The following is a 21,172-nucleotide window of genomic DNA, read 5'->3' on the forward strand; positions in this document are numbered from 1 at the left end:
ACTAATGAGAAAAACAAATAAGATTTTACTTATTGTAAGTGCTATATTGGTATTAGGTTTAAGTGGGTGTAGTAAAGATTCTAAAGAAAAACAAAATATAACTATATCAGCCGCGGCAAGTTTAAAAGAACCTCTAGAAGAAATAAAAGGTATATATGAAAAAGAAAATGATGTGAATATTACACTTAATTTAGGGGCATCTGGAACTCTTCAAAAGCAAATAGAACAAGGTGCAGATTGTGATATATATATATCTGCTTCACCTAAGCAAATTAATGTATTAGAAAAGAAAAACCTTATAAAAAAAGATTCTAAAATAGATTTATTACAAAATAAACTTGTGATAATATCAAATAAAGAATCAAATAAAAATTTAGATCCAAATGACAGCGATTTGAAGTTCTCTATAGGAACACCTAAAGTAGTTCCAGCTGGAGACTATGCTAAAGAATCATTAGAGAATATGGGAATGTATGATAAATTAAAAGATAAAATAATATATGCAAAAGATGTAAAGCAAGTACTATCTTATGTTGAAACAAACAATGTAGACTTTGGAATGGTATATAAGTCAGATGCATTAAGTTCTGATAAGTGTAAAATCTATGAAGTAGTGGATGACAATATGCATAAGCCAATAATATACCCAGCAGCTATTGTAGCAAGTACAAAGAATGAATCTCAATCGGATAAATTTATTAAATACTTAAATAGTCCAAAGTCTAAAGAAATATTTAAAAAATATGGATTTGAATGTGTAAATAATTAACATGAAAGATGCCATAATCTTATCCATAAAAATTTCTGTAGTAGCTACAATGATAACTTTAGTAGTAGGTATTTTTTTGGCTAGAATATTTACAAAATATAATTTTAAATTTAAAACAATTATAGAATCTTTTATAATTATTCCTATGGTATTACCACCATCTGTTGTTGGTTATGGACTTTTAGTAGTTCTTGGGAAAAATGGTCCAGTAGGAGAGTTTGTATATAATTTATTTGAAAAATCATTGATTTTTACTCCACAGGCGGCATGTATAGCATGTATAGTAGTTGCGCTTCCGATGATGTATCAAAGCTGTAAAACTGCTTTTTTAGAAATAGATACCACATATGAAGATGTAGCTAAAGATCTTGGAGCTACTGATAGTAAGGTTTTTTGGAAAATAATAATACCATTATCTAAAAAAGGTATTATAGGCGGAACTATATTATCATTTGCGAGGGCTTTTGGAGAATTTGGAGCAACTTTAATGGTAGCAGGCAATATACCAGGTAAGACTCAAACGGTACCTTTAGCCATATATTTTTTCGTAGAAAGTGGTGATATAAGGGAAGCAAATATATTAATAATAATAACTATAATAATAAGTTTTACTACTATATTTATATTAAATAAATTAAAATAAAATATAAGATTATGTTTTAATTAAAAAATAAAAGCACAAAGCTTAAATATAACATTAGATTTTAAATTGTTTAAGTTTTGTGCTTTAAACATTTTTACGCTTAAGGAATTTATGATTAACGAATATTTGTGGATAACTTATGAAGTATAGTCATATCAAAATATTGGTGAAAGTAAAAAATGACATTTTGAGCAACGGACGAAGTCGTTGGCGACATGAGCGAAGCGAATTTTTTATTTACATAACAGTTTGCATTTTAGCTGCAGTTAAATTAAATAATTTGACAAAAAAGATGACATTATTTATATAGGTGATTAATATGATAGATTCTCACAACAGAAATATAAATTATTTAAGAATATCTATTACTGATAGCTGTAACTTGAGGTGCAAGTATTGTATGCCAGCTATTGAAAATAATTTTAGAAATGAAGAGTCACTATCTTGTGATGAAATATACAATATAGCTAAGGATTTAGTTGACTTAGGAATAGATAAAATAAGAATAACTGGTGGAGAGCCATTAGCAAGAAAAGATAGCTTAGATATAATTAGAAAAATAGGAAGATTAGATTTAAAAGATTTTGCAATAACAACAAATGGAATTTTATTAAAAAAATATGCTAAAAAGTTAAAAGAATATGGAGTTAAAAGAGTTAATATAAGTATAGATTCTTTTAATCCAATAAAATATAAATCTATAACTAGAGGTGGAAATTTACAGGCTGTTTTAGAAGGTATAAATGAGTGCAAAAAAGTAGGATTAGTACCTATAAAGTTAAATGTAGTTTTAATAGGTGGATTCAATGATGATGAGATAAATAAATTTATAAATTTAACTATAGATGAAGATATAGAGGTTAGATTTATAGAACTTATGCCTATTGGACAAGTTAGGGAGTGGAGCTTAGATAAGTTTATATCTAATCATAAAATTATAGAAGCAAACCAAGAGCTTATAAATATAGAAGCTGAGGATATATCATCTCCAGCTATTTATTACAAAATTCCAAATGGAAAGGGTAAAGTAGGTATAATAAATCCAATATCTTGTAAATTCTGTGAAAACTGTAATAGATTAAGGCTAACATATGATGGAAAACTTAAACTATGTCTTCACTCTAACGAAGAAATAGATTTAAGATATGCAATGGACAATAATATAGATATTAAAAAGATAGTACTAAAGTCTATAAAAGATAAGCCAAAAGAACACAATTTAGAAAATGGAGAATATGTAGAAAGAGACATGGTTCGAATAGGAGGTTAAGATGGAGTTTACTCATTTTAATGAACATGGAAAAGCCAAAATGGTAGATGTAAGTGAAAAAAATGAAACAAAAAGAACTGCTACAGCTAAAGGTAGCATATCTATGAAATCAGGAACTATAGAGGTAATAAAGCAAGGGAAAATAAAAAAAGGCGATGTACTTTCTGTAGCACAAGTCGGAGGAATAACAGGCGCAAAGAAAACATGGGATTTAATACCTATGTGCCACAATATATTTTTAACAGGAGCGGATATTAAATTTAATATATTAGAAACAGAAATAGAAATAGAAGCTACTGTATCTACTGTAGGTAAGACTGGAGTAGAGATGGAGGCTTTAACAGCTGTCTCTATGGCAGCACTTACTATATATGATATGTGCAAAGCTATAGATAAGGATATGGTTATAAACAATATAAGACTTGTAAAAAAAGTAGGTGGAAAAAGTGGGGAGTACATTAGAAATGAATAATATAGGAAAAGTAGTATCTATAAATATAAGTGAGAAAAAAGGAACTATAAAAAAACCAATAGAAAAAGGAATGTTTAAACAAAATCATGGTCTTGTTGGAGATGCCCATGCAGGTGAGTGGCATAGACAAATAAGTTTACTTGGAATTGAAAGTATAGAAAAAACAAGAAAACAAGGAATAGATGGTTTAACTCCTGGAGTTTTTGCCGAAAACCTAACAACTGAAGGTATAGTTCTGTATGAGCTGCCTGTAGGAACCAAGTTGAAAATAGGTGATACAATTCAAGAAGTTACGCAGATAGGGAAGAAGTGCCATAAAGGCTGTGAAATAAAAACTAAAGTTGGAGACTGTGTAATGCCTAGAGAAGGAATATTCACTAAAATAATAAAAGATGGTGAAGTTAAATGTGGAGATAAAATAGAAATTATTGAAGCATAATATAAAAGAAAATAAGTAATAAATATATCCATGTCAAGTGGACACATATAAAAAGCAATTTTAAGTGGCATGAGTACGGTATTCAACTGGACTCATGCCACTTTTAAATATAGTCAATTTAAGCAATGTTATAGATAACGTAGAAAAAAACATGGAAACTATAAGATTACCTAAGACTATTAAATAGATAATTCAAAAATGATTATTTATTTAATATTTCTAGAGTCTGAGCTATAAAGTCTTCTTTATCTTTTGCTGTTATTAATTCCGTATCTACATAAGCTGTAAATTCTGATCCACATTCACATATACAATCTTCTTTTATATCAACTTCTAATAAAGCTCTTTTTAATTCATCCTCGCTAATACCAGAACACATTGAACAAAAACTTATCATACTTAATACCTCCATATTAATATATAGATATTTATACACTTATAGGTAGGGGGATGAAACGTTAAATTGTTACTAAATTTGTAACTAATTTGTAACCCTTTTTCTGGTAATTATAGAAAATGTGTTTACAAAGGTTCAAAAATATATTATCATTAATTAAAAGTTACAGAAAAGTAACAAAATCATAAAATATGAATTTTACAAGACATAATGGTCAATAATATATAATTTTTATTTATTTAAATTAACTGGAGGGATACTATGAGTATGAATAAAAGAGCGAGGAAATCATCATTAATATTAGCATTAGGATTAGTTGTAGGAGGGCTTTATACATCTACAAGTAACATATATGCAGCTGAGAGAGAAGTAGTTAAAGCAGAGAAGTTAAATGTAAGAAAAGGTCCATCAATAGAGGACCAAAGAGTAGGATCATTAGACAGAGGTATGGTAGTTGAAATCTTAGAAACAAATAATGGATGGAATAAGATTAAGCTTACTGATGGAAATGAAGGATGGGTAAGTGGAGATTATACTGATAAAGAGAATGCAACTGTAACTGCTAGCAAATTAAATGTAAGAAAAGGGCCAGCTACAGAACATGATAAATTAGATACATTAGACAAAAATACAGAAATTAAACTTTTAGAAGAACAAGATAATTGGTATAGAATTAAATTAGATGATAAAAAAGAAGGATGGGTTTGTGGTGATTATGTTTTAACAGAATCTCAAGCTAAAGAACAAGCGCAAACTCAAGCTAAACAACAAAACAATGATGCAGCTAAAGAAGTTAAGAGCGCATCTACAGTATCTGATGCAACAACAAATGAATCTTCTAACGAACAAGCAGAAAGTTCATCTAATAACAATAATGGAACATCAATATCTATAGAAGCAACAGCATATGCTGGAGATACTATAACTTCAACAGGAACTACTCCTAAATGGGGAACTATAGCAGTTGACCCAACTGTAATACCATATGGAACAAAAGTATATATACCTAAGTTTGACATGGTATTTACAGCAGAAGACTGTGGAAGTGCTATAAAAGGTAAAAGAATAGATATATTTATGAACAGTGAAGCAGAATGTGTTAAGTTCGGAAGACAAAACATGGAAATAAAAATATTAAAATAGTTAACATAAAAAAGACGGTACGTTAAGTAAAGTTACTTACGTACCGTCTTTTTTTATTGAAAATATAAAGAATAATCGTATATGTATGAATGAAAATAAGTTAAAAAATGTAATAGTTTGAAAATTAAGTTTTTTAAGCTGATTTTAGAATATATATAAAGTTATATCCAAGATAGACAAAATATAGTAAAGTCAAAGCTATATGTACCTAATTATATTAAGTTAAAATGTGATTTAATACGGTTAAACTTTAAAAAATTACAAAAAAGCCGGTTTTTAGTGTATAATATTAATATGATAAAGAGATGGAGGAAACACATATGAGGAAACTTGGATTAACGAGTAAAATATTAATTGGATTATTTTTAGGAATGTTATTTGGTGTAATACTTAGCAAAATGCCAGGTAGTTATATTAAAGATACAGTTTTATTAGGTGGAATTATAAATGTAATAGGTAATGGGTTCACAAAGGCTATAAAAATGATGGTAGTGCCACTAGTATTTGTTTCATTAGTATGCGGTGTATCTGCTATGGAAGATATAAAGAAATTAGGTAGAATTGGATTTAAAACTATGGGATTCTATTTAATGACAACAGCTGTAGCTATTTGTATATCATTAGCTTTAGGAGTTTTATTAAAGCCAGGTGCAGGACTTGATTTAGGAACTGTAGCTAGTCAATCTACTACGATAGCAAAAAATCAGTCACTATCAGAAATAATATTAAACATGATACCATCAAACCCTATAGAGGCTTTTGCAAAAGGTGAAATGCTACAAATAATATTTTTTGCAATGCTTACTGGAGTATCAATAAGTTTAGTAGGCGAAAAGGCAAAACCTTTAAAAAAATTATTTGAGTGTGCAAATGAAGTTTGTATGAAAATGGTTAGTGTAATAATGATGTTTGCACCTTTTGGAGTATTTGCACTTATTACAAATACTTTCTCTACAGTAGGAGCAGATGCAATAGGATCATTAGTTAAATATATATTAGTTGTGTTATTAGGACTATTACTACATGTAGTAGTGGTTTATGGAGGATCGTTAAAAGTATTTACAAAAGTTAGTTTTATCGGATTTGTACGTAAATTTTCAAAAGTAGCTGCAGTTACTTTTTCAACTGCATCAAGTAATGCTTCTGTTCCAGTAAGTTTAGAGCTTATGGAAGAAATGGGAGTTAGTAAAAGTATACGTTCATTTACAATACCTATGGGAGCTACTATAAATATGGATGGAACAGCTATAATGCAAGGTGTAGCAGCTTTATTTATAGCACAAGTTTATGGAGTTCATTTAGGTATAAATGATATGTTAACAATAGTTTTAACAGCGACTTTAGCATCAGTTGGAACGGCAGGAGTTCCAGGTGTTGGTATGATAATGCTATCAATGGTGCTTCAATCAGTAGGACTTCCACTTGAAGGTATCGGACTTATAATGGGAGTAGAAAGAATTATAGATATGTTTAGAACTACAGTAAATGTTATGGGAGACAACACTTGTACACTTGTAGTTGCAAGTAGTGAAAAAGAGTTAGAAGTAACTAATATAGATGCTATAGAAGTAGCGTAATAAATTTTTATTGACATATAAATTTAGTGAGCTATAATTAAACTGTAATCTAAAATGAATAGCTAGGGGTGCCCCAACGGCTGAGAGATGAATTTATTCATTAACCCTCAAACCTGATCTGGATAATACCAGCGTAGGAAAGCTTTACTAAATATACAAATGAAATTTATTTGCATAGTAAATTAAAAGCTATATTCCTACAGGAATATAGCTTTTTTTAATATATAAATCAAGGGGGAAACATCTAATGGAAAAGTATAAAGTGCCAACACTTACAATAGCAGGTTCAGATTCATCAGGAGGTGCAGGTATACAAGCAGACCTAAAGACATTTAGTGCTATAGGAACTTATGGAATGAGTGTAATAACAGCTATAACAGCTCAAAACACTCATGGAGTATTTTTAGTGGAAGATTTAAGTAAAGAAATAATACAAAAACAAATAGAGGTAGTATTTGATGACATACCACCTAAAGCAGTAAAAATAGGAATGGTATCTAGCCCAGAAATAATAAAGGCAATTGTTGAATCTTTAGATAAGTATAATCCAAAGTACTTAGTAGTAGATCCAGTAATGATATCTAAAAGTGGATATTCACTTTTAAAACCTGAGGCTAAAGACAATTTAATAAAATATCTTATACCTAAAGCATACATAATAACGCCAAATACATTAGAGGCTGAGGAAATAACAGGGATTAAAATTGACAATGTAGACGACATGAAATTAGTTGGGAAAAAAATATTAGAACTAGGGCCTAAATACGTGTTAATGAAAGGTGGACACTTAGACGGGGATGCAGTAGACGTTTTAATAGGCCAGGATACATTTGAAATTTATAAAAGTGAAAGATTAGATAGAAAAAATACTCATGGAACAGGATGCACTTTATCATCTGCAATAACTGCAAATTTAGCACTAGGATTTGATATAGTACAATCTGTTTCTAATGCAAAAGACTATATAACTAATGCTATAAGACATAGCTTTGATATAGGTGGAGGAGTAGGACCAGTACACCATTTTTATAAATTTGACTCAAATAAATAGATATAAGCATTTAAAAGGGAGAGATGAAATTATGTTTGAATTATTAAATAAAGTTAAAGAAATTAACCCATTAGTACTTCATTATACTAACGAAGTTACAATTAATGATTGTGCAAATATAACGTTAGCTATAGGTGCAAGTCCACTGATGAGTTATTCTTATGAAGAAGCAGAAGAAATAATACCTATTGCAAGTTCTGTAGTAATAAATATTGGAACAATGAATTCCTCTCATAGAGAATTGTTTATAAAGGCTGGGAAAATAGCAAATAAGCATAAAAAGCCAGTTATATTAGATCCAGTAGGGGTATTTGCCACGCCTTCAAGATCTTTGTTAGTGGAAACTTTATTAAATGAAGTAAAGTTTGACGTAATTAAAGGGAATGCAGCTGAAATTAAGTACATAGGCGGATTTAATGTAAAAGGAAAAGGTGTAGATTCATTTGACGATGATGAAAACATAGACGATATTATTAAGAAAGTTGCTAAAAAACTAGAATGTGTGGTAGTAGCTACTGGAAAAGTGGATGTAGTAACTGATGGCGATAAAATTATAAAAATACACAATGGAACTCCTAAACTAAAAGGAATAACAGGAACTGGATGTATGAGTGCTAGTTTAATAGGGAGTTATTTAGGCGCGAGTAATGAAATTTTAAATTCTGCAGCAATGGGTGTTCTTACAATGAGCTTATGTGGAGAATTAGCAGATATAGATAATATAGGAATAGGAAGCTTTAAAGTAAATTTAATGGACAATATATACAAATTAAATGAAGATAAGTTAAAAGAGTCTTCAAGGGTGGAGGTATTTTAATGAAATTTACAGATTGCTTATTTGAAGAAGTTAAAGACATATGGGAAAGTTATTTAAATCATCCATTTGTAAGAGAAATAGGAGAAGGAACTTTACCAAAAGATAAATTTAAAAGATATCTTATACAAGATTACTTATATTTAAAAGAATTTGCTAAAGTTTTTGCAATGGGAGTAATAAAAGCAGATACAGTTAAAGAAATGAAGTTTTTCAATAAAGCAGCTAAGGGGTCTATGGAAGATGAAACTGCTATACATGTTGAATATATGAAAAAATTAGGAGTACCTCCGATTGAGGCTGAAAAATGTAAATATGAACTAGTTTCAAGTAGCTATACAAGTTACATGCAAGCTGTTTCATTAACAGGAGGAGTTAAAGAAATTGTAATGGCTACATTACCTTGTAACTGGAGTTACAATTATATAGGTCATTATTTATATGAAAATTATAAAGATAGTTTAGATAATAATTATTATAAAGAATGGATAGAGATGTATGCAGATCAAGAATTTGATGATGTATTAATAGATTGGTTAGAATACACAAACGAGTTATGCAAAGATTTAACTGAAGATGAGACAAAGAAGCTTAAAGAAATATTTGTTAAATCAAGTTTATATGAATTAGATTTTTGGAATATGGCATATGAAGAGGCGAAGAAAAAATGTCAAGCGTAGTAATTATAATAATAAGTTTAGTAATGTTATTTATGTATGCAAAAGATATAAATAAAAAGAAGTTTTCTACTAAAGAGATAGTAATGATCGCTATGTTTAGTGCTATATCATTTATACTGTATATGATACAATTCATAAGATATCCGCAAGGTGGAGGTATAACGTTATTTTCGATGCTACCTACGATGTTACTAGCTATATTATATGGTCGTGAGGCAGGGCTAACAGGTGGATTGATATTTGGATTACTAAAACTATTAAATGGAGCTTATGTAGTGCATCCAGCACAATTTTTATTAGATTATATATTATCAAATATGGCACTTGGATTAGCAGGATCATTCGGAAGAGAGAAAAAAAGCGATATGTTCAAAGGATGCTTATTTGCAAGTAGTTTAAGTGTATTGATAAGTATAATATCAGGAGTAGTATATTTTGGACAGTATGCGCCAGAGGGAATGAATATAGTACTTTATTCTTGTATATATAATATATCAAGTGCAGGAGTTGAAGGATTACTTTCTAGTATAATACTAGTTTTATTACCTATAAAAAGATTTCAAAAAGTGTTGAAATTATCAACTAATTAAAGGGAGAACAAAATGGAAGAAAAATTAAAATTATATTTAGTGACTGACTCAGAAATACTAAATGGAAGAGATTTTTATAAATGTATAGAAGATGCATTAAAAGGTGGGGTAACAACTTTACAATTAAGAGAAAAAAATGCAAATGGAAAAGAGTTTTTAGAAAAAGCATATAAATTAAGAGCTCTTACTAAGAAATATGATGCTTTATTTATAATAAATGACAGAGTAGACATTGCTATGCTTTGTGATGCAGATGGTGTTCATGTTGGACAAAGTGATATACCTTTAGAAGAAGTGAGAAGATTAATAGGAAAAGATAAAATTATAGGAATTTCAGCTCATAACATAGAAGAAGCCACTGCTGCAAAAAATGGTGGAGCAGATTATATAGGGGTAGGAGCTATGTTTAATACAACTACTAAAAATGATGCTACCATAGTTACAGTAGATCAACTAAAAGAAATTGATGAAAATCTTGATATACCTAAAGTTTTAATCGGTGGTATAAATTTAGATAACATAGATACATTTAAGGGTATAAACATAGATGGATATGCAATAGTATCAGCTATATTAAAGTGCGATGATATATATAATGAATGTTTAAAATGGACAAAGTCTTTGCAAAAATAGATATAGGAGGTGAATTATGATAAATGCAATCATAATATTAGGTAGTATAGGATTTTTTATATACTATCTAAAAGGTTTAAAAAATACTAAATTCACTACCAAAACAGTTGTTATGATAGGTATGTTTAGTGCAATATCATATATACTTAGTATGATAGAGTTTATAAAATATCCACAAGGTGGAGGAATATCTTTATTTTCAATGTTACCAACAATGTTACTTTCAGTTTTATTTGGAAACACGGTAGGTATAACTGGTGGACTTATTTATGGAGTATTAAAATTATTAAAGGGCGTGTATATAATACATCCAGCACAATTTTTACTAGATTATATATTACCAACAATGTTACTTGGATTAGCAGGATCATTTGGAAAAGAGAAAAAATCAAAGGTTATACTAGGATGCTTATTTGCTGTAGTTCTTAGTGTATCTATGAATATAATATCAGGATGTGTATTCTTTGGAGATTATGCTCCAGAAGGAATGAATGTATTTGTATACTCATTCTTGTATAATGTATCAAGTCAAGGCGTAGAGGGGTTATTGTCTGCACTTATAATTGGGATACTTCCACTTGAACGATTAAATAAAGCAATAAATGTAAGTGGTAATTAAAAAAGAAAGATAAATAAAGTTTTAAAATAAGAGGTTATTATATAAGTTTTGCTTCTAAAGCTGGAAAGATGCTTTAAAAGGCGCTAAAACTTATATAATAACCTCATTTTAGTTAACTTATATTTATCTTTCTTCTTAAGCGGTGGGATGTGGATGTGGGGAGCAAGGGTGTACATAATCCTACAAAAATATTAAAATAGAGGAGTATGTAAATATAAGTTTGGAGGGGTTCATAACACAGCTTGGAAGATGTTAGATGGAAACGTAGGAAGAGCTATAGATAGAGATGAATATGAGATAAATAGATTAAAAGGAAAGTATTATAAATAAAATATGTATATATAGTTGACAATATATAAAAACTGATTGTAGACTGTATTTTATAGATATATAGAAAGAAGGTAAATAAATGGAAGAAATATATAAATTAATAGAAGATAAAATAAAAGCTGCAGGCTATAATGGCTATGTAAGTGGAGAAGAAATATACGAAGAAATATGTGATGAAATAGAAGAAAAAGAAAATGGAAGCTACATATTTATGTCTAAGAAAGAAGACGATCTATTCTTTGAATATAAGATAGATGTTATGGATGAAAACTTTAACTTATCTTACATAGATATAAATACTCCGATAGGAAAAGTTCATGTAGACTTTGATGCATAGTAATTAATAAAAAAGTTCTAAGACTAAAAAGTCTTAGAACTTTTTTATTTTTTGGAAAAGTAAAGATCGACATTTGGTAAATATTTGATAGAAAAAATATAATGAAACATTCAAAAATATAAACATCCTAAGTAATAGGAAAAATAAAATTTTATATAGTAAAAAATGGTTCAAATCATTGGATAAAGATGATAAAATTATAAAGCTGTAAGTCAAATTTTAAAAATATACATTTGAAAATTATAGAACAGAGTATAAATCTATGGATATGGAATTAGGGGGCATGTATGGATAATAAAGAACTAGAAGCGGTAATAAAGCTATCGGCACAAAAAAGATATGAATATTTTATAAAGAAAATTGCAGACTTTGAAGAGTTATGGGGATTATACAATGACGGCTGGGCTATGACAGAAGATGATAACAAAAATATGATGATTTCGTTTTGGCCTAAAAAAGAATATGCTGATTTCTGTGCAATTGGGGAATGGAGAGGCTATACTTCAGAAAGCATTGATTTGTACGAATTTATTAATAAATGGTTACCAGATATGAAAGTAGATAATATAAAACCATCTATATTTTTTAACAATGAGAGTTCTGCAGTAATAGAGGTTGAAAAACTTATAGGTGATATAGAAGAAGAGCTAGAAAATTATTAATAATATAAGATTAACAAATTACACTTATTTAATAGATTAAAAAGCGTGAATTACAAGAAAAATTTATTTAAAATTATATTAAGTTAAAAATGAAATTCAACAAATTAGTAGTAGTGATGAATACAGTGTATTTGAAAGTGAAATTTCATTTGAGGAAATAAACATATTTTGGGAATAAAGCAATAAACATAAATTATATAATTAATTTTGATTCAAAAAATATAATTTTAGAGTTGACAATTTTAAAAGTTCTGAATATAATGAAAGGGAAGTAAGATATAACTAAATAGTTTCGGTAGGTGAGGTTACCTTAGGGATACGGGTTGCTGCCGCGAAATAGTGGAGACACTATTAGATGGTTAGCAGTATACGTCGGAGAAGGCGTATTCTAATGCAATTACATTGCCCTAAGAAGCTAAAGCTTGGACGAAGATTATTAAGTATATGTAAAAGATACTTTTTAATTACGCTTTCATTATCCTCGTTTACCAAAAGAAACGAGGATTTTTTAATGCTAAAAAATCAAAAAACATTAAAAATGAATTAAATTAAAATATGGAGGTGAAAATAAAGTGGACTTAGAAAGTAGGTTGTGTATGAGAACAGATGGCATAGAATTTGAAGAAGACTCAGATTGGCTCTATTTTTATTATAAAATTGAAAACAAAACAGTTAGTAAAAGTAATATGCTATTTACTTGTATACTAACTATGTAAGTTCATTTTGTTTTCACTTTAAAAATAAAGTACAAGAGTTTTATTTATGCTGCCTGTTTACTAAAAATATAGTAACAGGCATTTATTTTGTCATTTATTCTCATGCACTTGCAAAATAGTGAGGAGGGAATAATATGAAAATCATGAACATGAAAACAAAAAAAATAGAAGTGAAAAAAGAGGAAAGAAAAAATTTAACAGAAACTAAATTAAAAAAAGCTGCGGTATTATCACAAATAGAATTATTTGATTTTTTACAAACTGATTCAAATGGACTAAGTGATAAAATTGCTAAAGATAGAATAGAAGAATATGGATTAAATGAAATAACAGATAAAAACAATGATACATGGTATAAGAGATTATTTAATTCATTTGTAAACCCATTTACAATAATACTTGTAGTGCTTGCACTAATATCATTTATAACAGACTTTGTTATAGCTGCTCCAGAGGATAGAAGTTTAACAGCTGTAATTATAATAGGTAGTATGGTCACATTAAGTGGGGTATTAAAGTTTGTTCAAGAAGGAAAATCAAGTAATGCAGGTAAAAAGCTAAGAGAAATGATAATAACTACAGCTACAGTATTACGTGGTGGGGAAGAAGTAGAAGTTCCAATAAATGAACTAGTTCCAGGCGATATGATAAAATTAGCTGCAGGAGATATGATTCCAGCAGATATAAGAATATTATCATCTAAGGATTTATTTATAAGCCAGGCATCAATGACTGGAGAATCTGAACCTGTTGAAAAGTTTGGAAAAGAACTAGAAACAGTTTCTGTGATGAGCCAATCTATACTAGAACTTGAAAACTTAGCTTTTATGGGAACTAACGTAATAAGTGGATCAGCAACAGCAGTTGTAGTAGTTACAGGAGATGACACTTTTATAGGTAATATAGCTGATATAGTTACAGAAAAAAGAGAAGAAACAAGTTTTGATAAAGGTGTAAATTCAGTAAGTATGATTCTAATCAAGTTTATGGCAATCATGGCCCCAACAATTTTCATAATAAATGGATTAACTGATGGGGATTGGTTAGAAGCATTCTTATTTGGTATATCAATTGCAGTAGGATTAACTCCTGAAATGTTACCGATGATAGTTACTACAAACCTTGCAAAAGGTGCAGTAGCAATGTCTAAGAAAAAAGCTATAGTTAAAAATTTAAACTCTATTCAAAATTTCGGAGCTATAGATGTATTATGTACTGATAAAACAGGAACTTTGACAGAAGATAAAATAATATTAGAGCGTCATTTAGATGTTGAAGGTAATGAAAATTTAAGTGTTTTAAAACATGGATATTTAATAAGTAAATTCCAAACAGGACTTAGAAATTTACTAGATGTAGCTATACTTGAATATGGAGAGAAAAAGAATTTAGCTGATATTGTAAGTTCATATGAAAAAGTTGATGAAATTCCATTTGACTTCACTCGCCGTAAAATGTCAGTAGTATTAAATGATGAAAATAATAATAATCAGTTACTAACAAAAGGTGCGGTAGAAGAGATGTTAGACATTTCAAGTAAAGTGGAGTATAGAGGAGAAATAGTTGATTTAACTGAGGACTTAAAAGAAAAAGTTTTAAAAACAGTAGAAGATCTAAACAGCAAAGGTATGAGAGTTATAGGTGTAGCTAGAAAAGCTAACGTATCAAAAAATACAGAATTCTCAACAGCTGATGAAAAAGATATGATTTTAGTTGGATATATAGCATTTTTAGATCCTCCAAAAGAGTCTTCATATGAAGCTATAAAAACTTTAAATGAATATGGAGTAGATGTAAAAGTATTAACTGGAGATAATGAACAAGTAACTAAATATGTATGCAAACAAGTTGGAATAGATGTAAGTAATATAATACTTGGACATCAAGTTGAAGTAATGTCAGATGAAGAATTAAAAGAAGTAGTAGAAAGTACAAATGTATTTGCAAAACTTTCACCAGAGCAAAAATCTAGAGTAGTATCAATGTTAAGAAGCAATGGTCATGTAGTTGGATTCATGGGAGATGGAATAAACGATGCACCAGCTATGAGAAAATCAGATGTTGGTATATCAGTTGATACAGGTGTAGATATAGCAAAAGAGTCAGCAGATATAATATTACTTGAAAAAGATTTAATGGTTCTTGAAAATGGAATAAAAGAAGGTCGTAAAACTTATGCAAATATAATTAAATATATAAAAATGACTGCAAGTTCAAACTTTGGTAATATGTTTAGTGTATTAGCATCAAGTATATTCTTACCATTTTTACCAATGCTTCCAGTTCAATTATTAATGTTAAACCTTATATATGATATATCTTGTATGTCAATACCATGGGATAATGTAGATGAAGATTACTTAAAAGTACCACGTAAGTGGGAAGCAGCATCAATTGGTAACTTTATGAGATGGATAGGACCTACAAGTTCAGTATTTGATATAACAACATATCTATTAATGTACTTTGTTATATGTCCTGCTGTATTAGGTGGCGGATATAATGATCCAGGAGTAGACAAAACTTTATTCATGATGTTATTTAATGCAGGATGGTTTGTTGAATCATTATGGTCTCAAACATTGGTAATTCACATGATAAGAACACCAAAATTACCATTTATTCAAAGTAGAGCATCACTTCCACTACTAATATTAACAACTATGGGTATAGCTGTCGGAACAATAATACCATATACTCCATTTGGAAGCGCATTAAATCTTTATCCTATGCCAATGATATACTTTGCATGGTTAATAGCTACAATAATAGCATATATGGTTTTAGTTACTATAGTTAAAAAGATATATATAAGAAAATATGGAGAATTATTATAAATGACTGAATAAAAAAGAAGGATATATTGATCTGATAAAAGGCAATATATCCTTCTTTTTCTATAGTAAATATAGTTAATATATCTATAATTTCAAAATAACAAAATGTATATGTTATAATTAATACATTGAGATTAATGACCATTGAAAAAGAGGAGAGAATTATGGATTTATTTGATTTATTAGAACAAAAAGAAGCTAACGAAAAAATCAAAGAATCTGAATTATCTAGAGGAGATCATATAAGACTTACTAGTTATGTTGGATCTAGATTAAATACAGATTTTAGAACGAAAAATAAAAAAGCTAATAATATAAAAGAAGAAATAGATACAATAAAAGATGTTAAGGAAACTAAAAATATTGAAATAAAAGAAAGTGAAAAAGTTAAATATTTAAAAATAGATGAAGATAATAATAAAGAAAAACTACTTATTATAGATGGGTCATCATTACTTAGTACAAGTTACTTTGCAAGACTTCCAAGACAAATAATATTTGCTAAAACAATTGAAGAAAAAGAACAATTTTATGATAAGATACTTCAAACAAAAGACGGAATATATACAAATGGAGTTTTTGGGTTTATGCAAATTATGATATCTATGATAAAAGAGCAAAAGCCTACACACTTAGCAGTTTGCCTAGATTCTACTAGAATGACTTTTAGAAAGTTAATATATGATGATTACAAAGGGACAAGAAAACCTATAGAAGTTCCTTTAAAAGAACAATATGATTTATTAAGAGAAATGCTTGAAACTATAGGGGTTAAGGTTTTAATTTCAACTCCAAGTGAAGACTATAGCAATGTATTTGAAGCTGATGACTTTGCAGGAAGTTTATCAAAGCAATTCCAAGATCAAATTCCAGTTGCGCTATATACTAAAGATGAAGATTATTTACAATTAGTTGACCACAACACAGTTGTATGGATGAATACATCAAAAGCAACTGATATAGCTAAAACTTGTGATATAAACTTGAAAGAATGTAACTTACCAAACAATACATTTGAATATACAGTTGATTTATTAAAGAAAGTTAAAAAATTAAAACCTCATCAAATAATTGACTATAAATCTATATCTGGAGATTCTTCAGATAACATTCCAGGTATAAAAGGATTAGGAGATACAACAAGTATACCTCTACTTCAAAAATATAATACACTAGAAGATATATATAAAGATATAGAAGGATTAGATGAAAAAGGGTTAAAGTTAAAAGCTACAGATTGGAAAAATGAACTAGGAATAAGAAATCCTATGAAAAAGTTAGTTACAGAAAAAGACAATGCATTTATGTCTAAACAGTTAGCAACAATAAAAACTGATATAGATGTAGGTTTAACTTTAGACGACCTAAAAATAAATATAGACAAAGACATATTAAGAGAACAACTAGAAAAGTACGAAATGAAAAGTATAAAATTATAAAAATTATAAAAACCTCAAAATAGTAGAATGAATAGCGAAGGATAGAGGTGTAAGTTTTAGCGACCTTTAAAGCATCTTTCTAGCTTTGGGAGCAAAACTTATATCTCTATCTTGAGCCCTTACTATTTTGAGGTTTTTGTTTTACTTTTCTCTTTTAGAGTAATTTAGCCTTTGCTAATTTTAGAAATACCAATTAAAAAATTTATTTGGGAGAAAAGATACTATGAGCGTATGTAAAAGTGCAGTTATATTGGCTGGTGGGAAGAGTAGTAGGATGAAATTTGATAAGCAGTTTTTAGTAATAGATGAAAAAAGGCTTATATATGATTTAGCCAAAAAATTAGAAAATCATTTTAATGAAATTATAATTGTTACAAACAAACCTGAATTTTACAATGATTGTAGTTATAAAGTTGTTGTAGATGAGATAAAAGAATGTGGACCTTTAAGTGGAATACATATAGGTCTTAAGAGTGCTAGTAGCGAATATGTTTACTTCTTAGCATGTGATATGCCTAATATTGATAACAATTATATTAAGTTTTTAAAAGAAAACATAAGTACATTATATGATGTTTATATTACTAAGCTAGATAAATTTGCAGAACCATTTCATGGGGTTTATAAAAAAAGCTTATATGAAGATATAGAAAAATTTCTATTAATGAGTGAGAAAAAATCTATAAATAGATTTTTAGACAATAAAGCTATTTCTTATTTAAATGAAGATGATTTTAATAAAAATCATTTTGATTTAAATATTTTTATTAATTTAAATGATCAGGAAGACTTAAAAAATTTCATAAATGAAGTCGGTTTAAATAGACGTTACTAAAAAATAGGTAGTAAAAGAGGGGAGTACAACAGACATGAATAAAAAAGGAACTGTATTAGCTATCAATATAAGTGAGAAAAAAGGAGTTATAAAAACTCCAATAGAAGTAGGTACTTTTAAGGTAGATCATGGGTTAGTAGGTGATGCTCATGCAGGTAACTGGCATAGACAAGTAAGTTTGCTAGGAGATGAAAGTATAGAAAAAATAAGACAAATGGGAATAGAAGGTCTAGGTACTGGGAAATTTGCTGAAAACATAACTACAAAAGATATAGTTTTATATGAATTACCAGTAGGCACTAAGCTTAAGATAGGAGATACTATTCAAGAAGTAACTCAAATAGGTAAAAAGTGTCATGCTGGATGTGCTATAAAAAATCAAGTAGGGGATTGTGTAATGCCTAGAGAAGGTATATTTACAAAAATTATCAAAGGTGGAGAAGTAAGAACTGGAGATACAATAGAAGTAATAGAAGAATAATTATAAGGGTAAGTTTTAAATAATACAACTCTCAGGGGAACTATATGAGTTTTGCTTCCAAAGCATATTGCTTTAAAGGTCGCTAAAACTCATATAGTTCCCCTTTGAAATATTTAAAACTTACCCTTATTTTATGTTAAAGAGATGGGGTATTGGTAGCTTTTGATTTAGTTGGAATGAAGCTAAATACTAGGCCTCCTATTATAGCTGGTAAAATCCAGTTAAATCCTAAGCTTGCAAGCGGAATTTGATGAACAAATTGTATGCTTAATCCTAAGCTATCTATAACATTAAGTAAACTTATTAATAGTGTTGAGTAAGCTGCACCTTTTAATGTCATATCATTAGGAATAATCTTTTTAAATATATTCATAACTACTAAAACTATAGTTACAGGATAAATTAAACTTAATATAGGTATTGCTATTTGTATAATTTTATCAACACCAAAGTTTGAAACTATTGCACTGAATACACAAATAAATATAACTATATGCTCGTATTTTAACTTTTTATTAGTAAAATCTTCGAAGAACTTACCTGTAACAGAAGTTAAACCTATTGAAGTAGTAAGACATGCAAATCCAACTACAACAGCTAACATAATAGTTCCAGTACTTCCTAATAACTGGTGAGTGATATTTATAAGTAGAGCTGTTTGAGAGATATTTGTATCATATAAGCTAGAAGTTGTAGCTCCTAAGTATGTCAATCCTCCGTAAACAACTATAAGTCCAACACATGCTATTAAAGCAGACTTTATTGCTAGTGATATATTTTCATTTTTATCTGTGTAACCTTTACTAACAAGAGAAGTCATAATTAAGGCTACTATTCCGCCTATTCCTAAAGCATCCATTGTTTGGTATCCTTGAGTAATTCCTGTTATAAAAAGATCTGAAGAAGTAACATCTTCTAAGTTTCCTATAGGAGATACTATGCCCTTTACTATTAAAAATGCAAGTGATAGTAATAAAATTGGAGTTAAAAATTTACCTATTATATCCATAACTTTAGTAGGTTTTATTGTAAGTAAAAGTGTTATAGAGAAAAATATTACAGAGAATAAAACAGGGTTAAAGTTTTTTGCAAGTGGTAATATACTCATTTCAAATGTTGTTGCTCCAGTTCTTGGAATAACCAATATAGGACCAAGACATAACATCATTAAAAATTCTAAGGTAATTCCAAACTTCTTACCGGCTCTACCTATTACATTTTGAAGATTTCCAGCTTTAGAAATTGCAATTATTGATAATAAAATTATTCCAACATCAGCTAATATGAAACCTAAAAAGCTTATTATCCAGCTACTTCCAGATGAAATACCTATATATGGTGGGAATATCAAGTTTCCTGCTCCAAAGAACATCGAGAATAGGGCAAAACCTATTATTAAAATATCTTTATTTTTATTCATAATTAAACCTCTTTTCTTAATAATTTATAAAGTATATGCAAAAAGGCCACATAGTGGATACTATGCAGCCTTTTTGCCTAGGATTAAAAAAGCCACATAGTATTATCTATGTGGCCTAAGTACAAGCTAAATTTAGCCATCATAGATACAAACAATTTTCCGTTTGTACCTATGATTTTCGATTTATATCATAAATACAAACTTAACTATAATAGCTAAAATAAAATTTATTAAATTGTAAGTTGTTAGTTAAGTTTGTATTAATCATTTTCATTTAATCTCCTCATTAAAATTTATTTTTGTTAGAAATAATTATATGAGTTAATGATAAAAAATGCAATAGTGAATTTTAAAAAAATTAAAAAAATTTTAAAAATGTAATTTGTAATTGAATTAAGATTAAAAAATCTAAAAAAATTTTTAGCTTCAATTTAAAGACATTTGAAGGAGGTAAGTCAAAAAATAATAAAGTTGATTGAAAAATAACAGAGTACTTATATATTTAAAAAAATAAAAAAATTTTCAAAATAATCAAAAGTAAAATTTAATCATTATAAATTAAAATAAAAAATAATAATATATAAAATTCGGCATAGAAATATGTAGAAAAATGGAAAAAGTAAGAGCATTTCAATGAAAATAGTTATATATAGTATAAAATAATAAAAAATAGGGGGAATTTGAAATATAAACGTTTTAAAAAAATGTTTTCAAATATCGAATTCTTTTGAATAGAAGTAAAAATCACAATATTTAAATAAAACTAAAATCTATTGAAAAGCAAAAATAATGATGATAATCTAACAATAAATAAGGGGATGATAAATTAATGACATAAATGTTATTAATTTGTCAAAATAAAGAAATCATATTTAAGGGGGATTCACATGTCACAACCAAGCAATAATAATGTTAAAAAGCTTACGCTAGTACCATTAATACTTATGATATTTACATCGGTATTTGGATTTGGTAATATGCCAAGAGCATTCTACTTAATGGGGTATGCAGCTATACC

The 21,172-nt window shown here is 28.4% G+C and carries 22 protein-coding genes and 2 riboswitches; of the genes, 20 read left to right on the plus strand and 2 right to left on the minus strand.

What is annotated here, in order from left to right:
• The first annotated feature begins 4 nt into the window (after positions 1 to 4).
• From modA to ACRDDE_RS06405, 5 genes are all read left to right on the plus strand, one after another.
• Positions 5 to 769 carry a molybdate ABC transporter substrate-binding protein gene (gene modA / locus ACRDDE_RS06385; protein ID WP_438626358.1) on the plus strand — a complete coding sequence of 255 codons (765 nt, stop codon included), beginning with the start codon at positions 5 to 7 and terminating at the stop codon, positions 767 to 769.
• 1 nt (position 770) lies between these two features.
• Positions 771 to 1,412 (plus strand): molybdate ABC transporter permease subunit, encoded by a 642-nt coding sequence (gene modB, locus ACRDDE_RS06390; protein WP_021432328.1) that lies wholly within the window; start codon positions 771 to 773, stop codon positions 1,410 to 1,412.
• A 319-nt stretch (positions 1,413 to 1,731) separates the two neighbouring features.
• Complete coding sequence (gene moaA / locus ACRDDE_RS06395) at positions 1,732 to 2,682, plus strand: GTP 3',8-cyclase MoaA (protein ID WP_438626359.1); 951 nt, start codon at positions 1,732 to 1,734, stop codon at positions 2,680 to 2,682.
• A 1-nt stretch (position 2,683) separates the two neighbouring features.
• Positions 2,684 to 3,154 (plus strand): cyclic pyranopterin monophosphate synthase MoaC, encoded by a 471-nt coding sequence (moaC, locus tag ACRDDE_RS06400; RefSeq protein WP_438626360.1) that lies wholly within the window; start codon positions 2,684 to 2,686, stop codon positions 3,152 to 3,154.
• Position 3,155: 1 nt separating this feature from the next.
• Entirely contained in the window at positions 3,156 to 3,593 is a 438-nt protein-coding gene (locus ACRDDE_RS06405) for an MOSC domain-containing protein (RefSeq protein WP_419743289.1), read from the plus strand.
• Between the two features lie 202 nt (positions 3,594 to 3,795).
• Here ACRDDE_RS06405 and ACRDDE_RS06410 read toward each other — a convergent pair whose 3' ends face one another.
• Positions 3,796 to 3,990 carry a hypothetical protein gene (locus tag ACRDDE_RS06410; RefSeq protein ID WP_419742789.1) on the minus strand — a complete coding sequence of 65 codons (195 nt, stop codon included), beginning with the start codon at positions 3,988 to 3,990 and terminating at the stop codon, positions 3,796 to 3,798.
• 261 nt (positions 3,991 to 4,251) lie between these two features.
• Here ACRDDE_RS06410 and ACRDDE_RS06415 point away from each other — a divergent pair, with 261 nt between their 5' ends.
• The 15 genes from ACRDDE_RS06415 (at position 4,252) to ACRDDE_RS06485 (ending at position 18,734) form a co-directional block, all read left to right on the plus strand.
• Positions 4,252 to 5,133 carry an SH3 domain-containing protein gene (locus tag ACRDDE_RS06415; RefSeq protein WP_438626361.1) on the plus strand — a complete coding sequence of 294 codons (882 nt, stop codon included), beginning with the start codon at positions 4,252 to 4,254 and terminating at the stop codon, positions 5,131 to 5,133.
• A gap of 320 nt (positions 5,134 to 5,453) precedes the next feature.
• Positions 5,454 to 6,710 carry a dicarboxylate/amino acid:cation symporter gene (locus tag ACRDDE_RS06420; RefSeq protein ID WP_438626362.1) on the plus strand — a complete coding sequence of 419 codons (1,257 nt, stop codon included), beginning with the start codon at positions 5,454 to 5,456 and terminating at the stop codon, positions 6,708 to 6,710.
• A gap of 54 nt (positions 6,711 to 6,764) precedes the next feature.
• Positions 6,765 to 6,867, plus strand: a riboswitch (TPP riboswitch).
• A 90-nt stretch (positions 6,868 to 6,957) separates the two neighbouring features.
• Positions 6,958 to 7,761 (plus strand): bifunctional hydroxymethylpyrimidine kinase/phosphomethylpyrimidine kinase, encoded by an 804-nt coding sequence (gene thiD / locus ACRDDE_RS06425; RefSeq protein WP_195336009.1) that lies wholly within the window; start codon positions 6,958 to 6,960, stop codon positions 7,759 to 7,761.
• A gap of 31 nt (positions 7,762 to 7,792) precedes the next feature.
• A complete protein-coding gene (gene thiM / locus ACRDDE_RS06430; protein ID WP_438626364.1) occupies positions 7,793 to 8,578 on the plus strand; it encodes a hydroxyethylthiazole kinase in 786 nt (261 codons plus the stop codon).
• A complete protein-coding gene (tenA, locus tag ACRDDE_RS06435) occupies positions 8,578 to 9,255 on the plus strand; it encodes a thiaminase II (RefSeq protein WP_195947570.1) in 678 nt (225 codons plus the stop codon). Before thiM ends, tenA begins: the two co-directional genes overlap by 1 nt.
• Positions 9,243 to 9,845 carry an energy-coupled thiamine transporter ThiT gene (gene thiT / locus ACRDDE_RS06440; protein WP_438626366.1) on the plus strand — a complete coding sequence of 201 codons (603 nt, stop codon included), beginning with the start codon at positions 9,243 to 9,245 and terminating at the stop codon, positions 9,843 to 9,845. The genes tenA and thiT (ACRDDE_RS06440) overlap by 13 nt, the downstream gene beginning before the upstream one ends.
• Before the next feature lie 12 nt (positions 9,846 to 9,857).
• Complete coding sequence (thiE, locus tag ACRDDE_RS06445; protein WP_085281523.1) at positions 9,858 to 10,478, plus strand: thiamine phosphate synthase; 621 nt, start codon at positions 9,858 to 9,860, stop codon at positions 10,476 to 10,478.
• Between the two features lie 16 nt (positions 10,479 to 10,494).
• Positions 10,495 to 11,097: an energy-coupled thiamine transporter ThiT gene (gene thiT / locus ACRDDE_RS06450; protein ID WP_438626368.1), complete on the plus strand. Its 603-nt coding sequence runs from the start codon at positions 10,495 to 10,497 to the stop codon at positions 11,095 to 11,097.
• Positions 11,098 to 11,506: 409 nt separating this feature from the next.
• Positions 11,507 to 11,764, plus strand: coding sequence for a hypothetical protein (locus ACRDDE_RS06455; protein ID WP_021430879.1), 258 nt, complete (start codon positions 11,507 to 11,509; stop codon positions 11,762 to 11,764).
• A gap of 287 nt (positions 11,765 to 12,051) precedes the next feature.
• Entirely contained in the window at positions 12,052 to 12,426 is a 375-nt protein-coding gene (locus ACRDDE_RS06460; protein WP_438626370.1) for a DUF2750 domain-containing protein, read from the plus strand.
• 284 nt (positions 12,427 to 12,710) lie between these two features.
• Positions 12,711 to 12,867, plus strand: a riboswitch (M-box (ykoK) riboswitch).
• Positions 12,868 to 12,998: 131 nt separating this feature from the next.
• Positions 12,999 to 13,142 (plus strand): hypothetical protein, encoded by a 144-nt coding sequence (locus ACRDDE_RS06465; protein WP_160165091.1) that lies wholly within the window; start codon positions 12,999 to 13,001, stop codon positions 13,140 to 13,142.
• 143 nt (positions 13,143 to 13,285) lie between these two features.
• Positions 13,286 to 15,979: a magnesium-translocating P-type ATPase gene (gene mgtA, locus ACRDDE_RS06470; RefSeq protein WP_438626379.1), complete on the plus strand. Its 2,694-nt coding sequence runs from the start codon at positions 13,286 to 13,288 to the stop codon at positions 15,977 to 15,979.
• Between the two features lie 164 nt (positions 15,980 to 16,143).
• Positions 16,144 to 17,418 carry a 5'-3' exonuclease gene (locus ACRDDE_RS06475; protein ID WP_438626372.1) on the plus strand — a complete coding sequence of 425 codons (1,275 nt, stop codon included), beginning with the start codon at positions 16,144 to 16,146 and terminating at the stop codon, positions 17,416 to 17,418.
• Between the two features lie 223 nt (positions 17,419 to 17,641).
• Positions 17,642 to 18,253 (plus strand): molybdenum cofactor guanylyltransferase, encoded by a 612-nt coding sequence (mobA, locus tag ACRDDE_RS06480; RefSeq protein WP_438626374.1) that lies wholly within the window; start codon positions 17,642 to 17,644, stop codon positions 18,251 to 18,253.
• Positions 18,254 to 18,287: 34 nt separating this feature from the next.
• Positions 18,288 to 18,734: an MOSC domain-containing protein gene (locus ACRDDE_RS06485; RefSeq protein ID WP_438626376.1), complete on the plus strand. Its 447-nt coding sequence runs from the start codon at positions 18,288 to 18,290 to the stop codon at positions 18,732 to 18,734.
• 136 nt (positions 18,735 to 18,870) lie between these two features.
• On the opposite strand, the gene brnQ is transcribed toward ACRDDE_RS06485, so the two are convergent.
• On the minus strand, positions 18,871 to 20,154 hold the full coding sequence (brnQ, locus tag ACRDDE_RS06490) for a branched-chain amino acid transport system II carrier protein (protein ID WP_438626377.1): 1,284 nt from the start codon (positions 20,152 to 20,154) through the stop codon (positions 18,871 to 18,873).
• Positions 20,155 to 21,172: the final 1,018 nt, after the last annotated feature.

The sequence above is a fragment of the Paraclostridium sp. genome, from assembly GCF_051656405.1.
Lineage (GTDB): Bacteria > Bacillota > Clostridia > Peptostreptococcales > Peptostreptococcaceae > Paraclostridium.

Coding starts and splice junctions, on each gene's coding strand:
- brnQ (WP_438626377.1), bottom strand. CDS start 20,154: ATGAATAAAAATAAAGATATTTTAATAATAGGTTTTGCCCTATTCTCG.
- ACRDDE_RS06420 (WP_438626362.1), top strand. CDS start 5,454: ATGAGGAAACTTGGATTAACGAGTAAAATATTAATTGGATTATTTTTA.
- thiE (WP_085281523.1), top strand. CDS start 9,858: ATGGAAGAAAAATTAAAATTATATTTAGTGACTGACTCAGAAATACTA.
- ACRDDE_RS06475 (WP_438626372.1), top strand. CDS start 16,144: ATGGATTTATTTGATTTATTAGAACAAAAAGAAGCTAACGAAAAAATC.
- ACRDDE_RS06410 (WP_419742789.1), bottom strand. CDS start 3,990: ATGATAAGTTTTTGTTCAATGTGTTCTGGTATTAGCGAGGATGAATTA.
- moaA (WP_438626359.1), top strand. CDS start 1,732: ATGATAGATTCTCACAACAGAAATATAAATTATTTAAGAATATCTATT.
- thiD (WP_195336009.1), top strand. CDS start 6,958: ATGGAAAAGTATAAAGTGCCAACACTTACAATAGCAGGTTCAGATTCA.
- tenA (WP_195947570.1), top strand. CDS start 8,578: ATGAAATTTACAGATTGCTTATTTGAAGAAGTTAAAGACATATGGGAA.
- modA (WP_438626358.1), top strand. CDS start 5: ATGAGAAAAACAAATAAGATTTTACTTATTGTAAGTGCTATATTGGTA.
- ACRDDE_RS06485 (WP_438626376.1), top strand. CDS start 18,288: ATGAATAAAAAAGGAACTGTATTAGCTATCAATATAAGTGAGAAAAAA.
- thiT (WP_438626368.1), top strand. CDS start 10,495: ATGATAAATGCAATCATAATATTAGGTAGTATAGGATTTTTTATATAC.
- ACRDDE_RS06455 (WP_021430879.1), top strand. CDS start 11,507: ATGGAAGAAATATATAAATTAATAGAAGATAAAATAAAAGCTGCAGGC.
- ACRDDE_RS06415 (WP_438626361.1), top strand. CDS start 4,252: ATGAGTATGAATAAAAGAGCGAGGAAATCATCATTAATATTAGCATTA.
- modB (WP_021432328.1), top strand. CDS start 771: ATGAAAGATGCCATAATCTTATCCATAAAAATTTCTGTAGTAGCTACA.
- mobA (WP_438626374.1), top strand. CDS start 17,642: ATGAGCGTATGTAAAAGTGCAGTTATATTGGCTGGTGGGAAGAGTAGT.
- ACRDDE_RS06460 (WP_438626370.1), top strand. CDS start 12,052: ATGGATAATAAAGAACTAGAAGCGGTAATAAAGCTATCGGCACAAAAA.
- thiT (WP_438626366.1), top strand. CDS start 9,243: ATGTCAAGCGTAGTAATTATAATAATAAGTTTAGTAATGTTATTTATG.
- mgtA (WP_438626379.1), top strand. CDS start 13,286: ATGAACATGAAAACAAAAAAAATAGAAGTGAAAAAAGAGGAAAGAAAA.
- thiM (WP_438626364.1), top strand. CDS start 7,793: ATGTTTGAATTATTAAATAAAGTTAAAGAAATTAACCCATTAGTACTT.
- moaC (WP_438626360.1), top strand. CDS start 2,684: ATGGAGTTTACTCATTTTAATGAACATGGAAAAGCCAAAATGGTAGAT.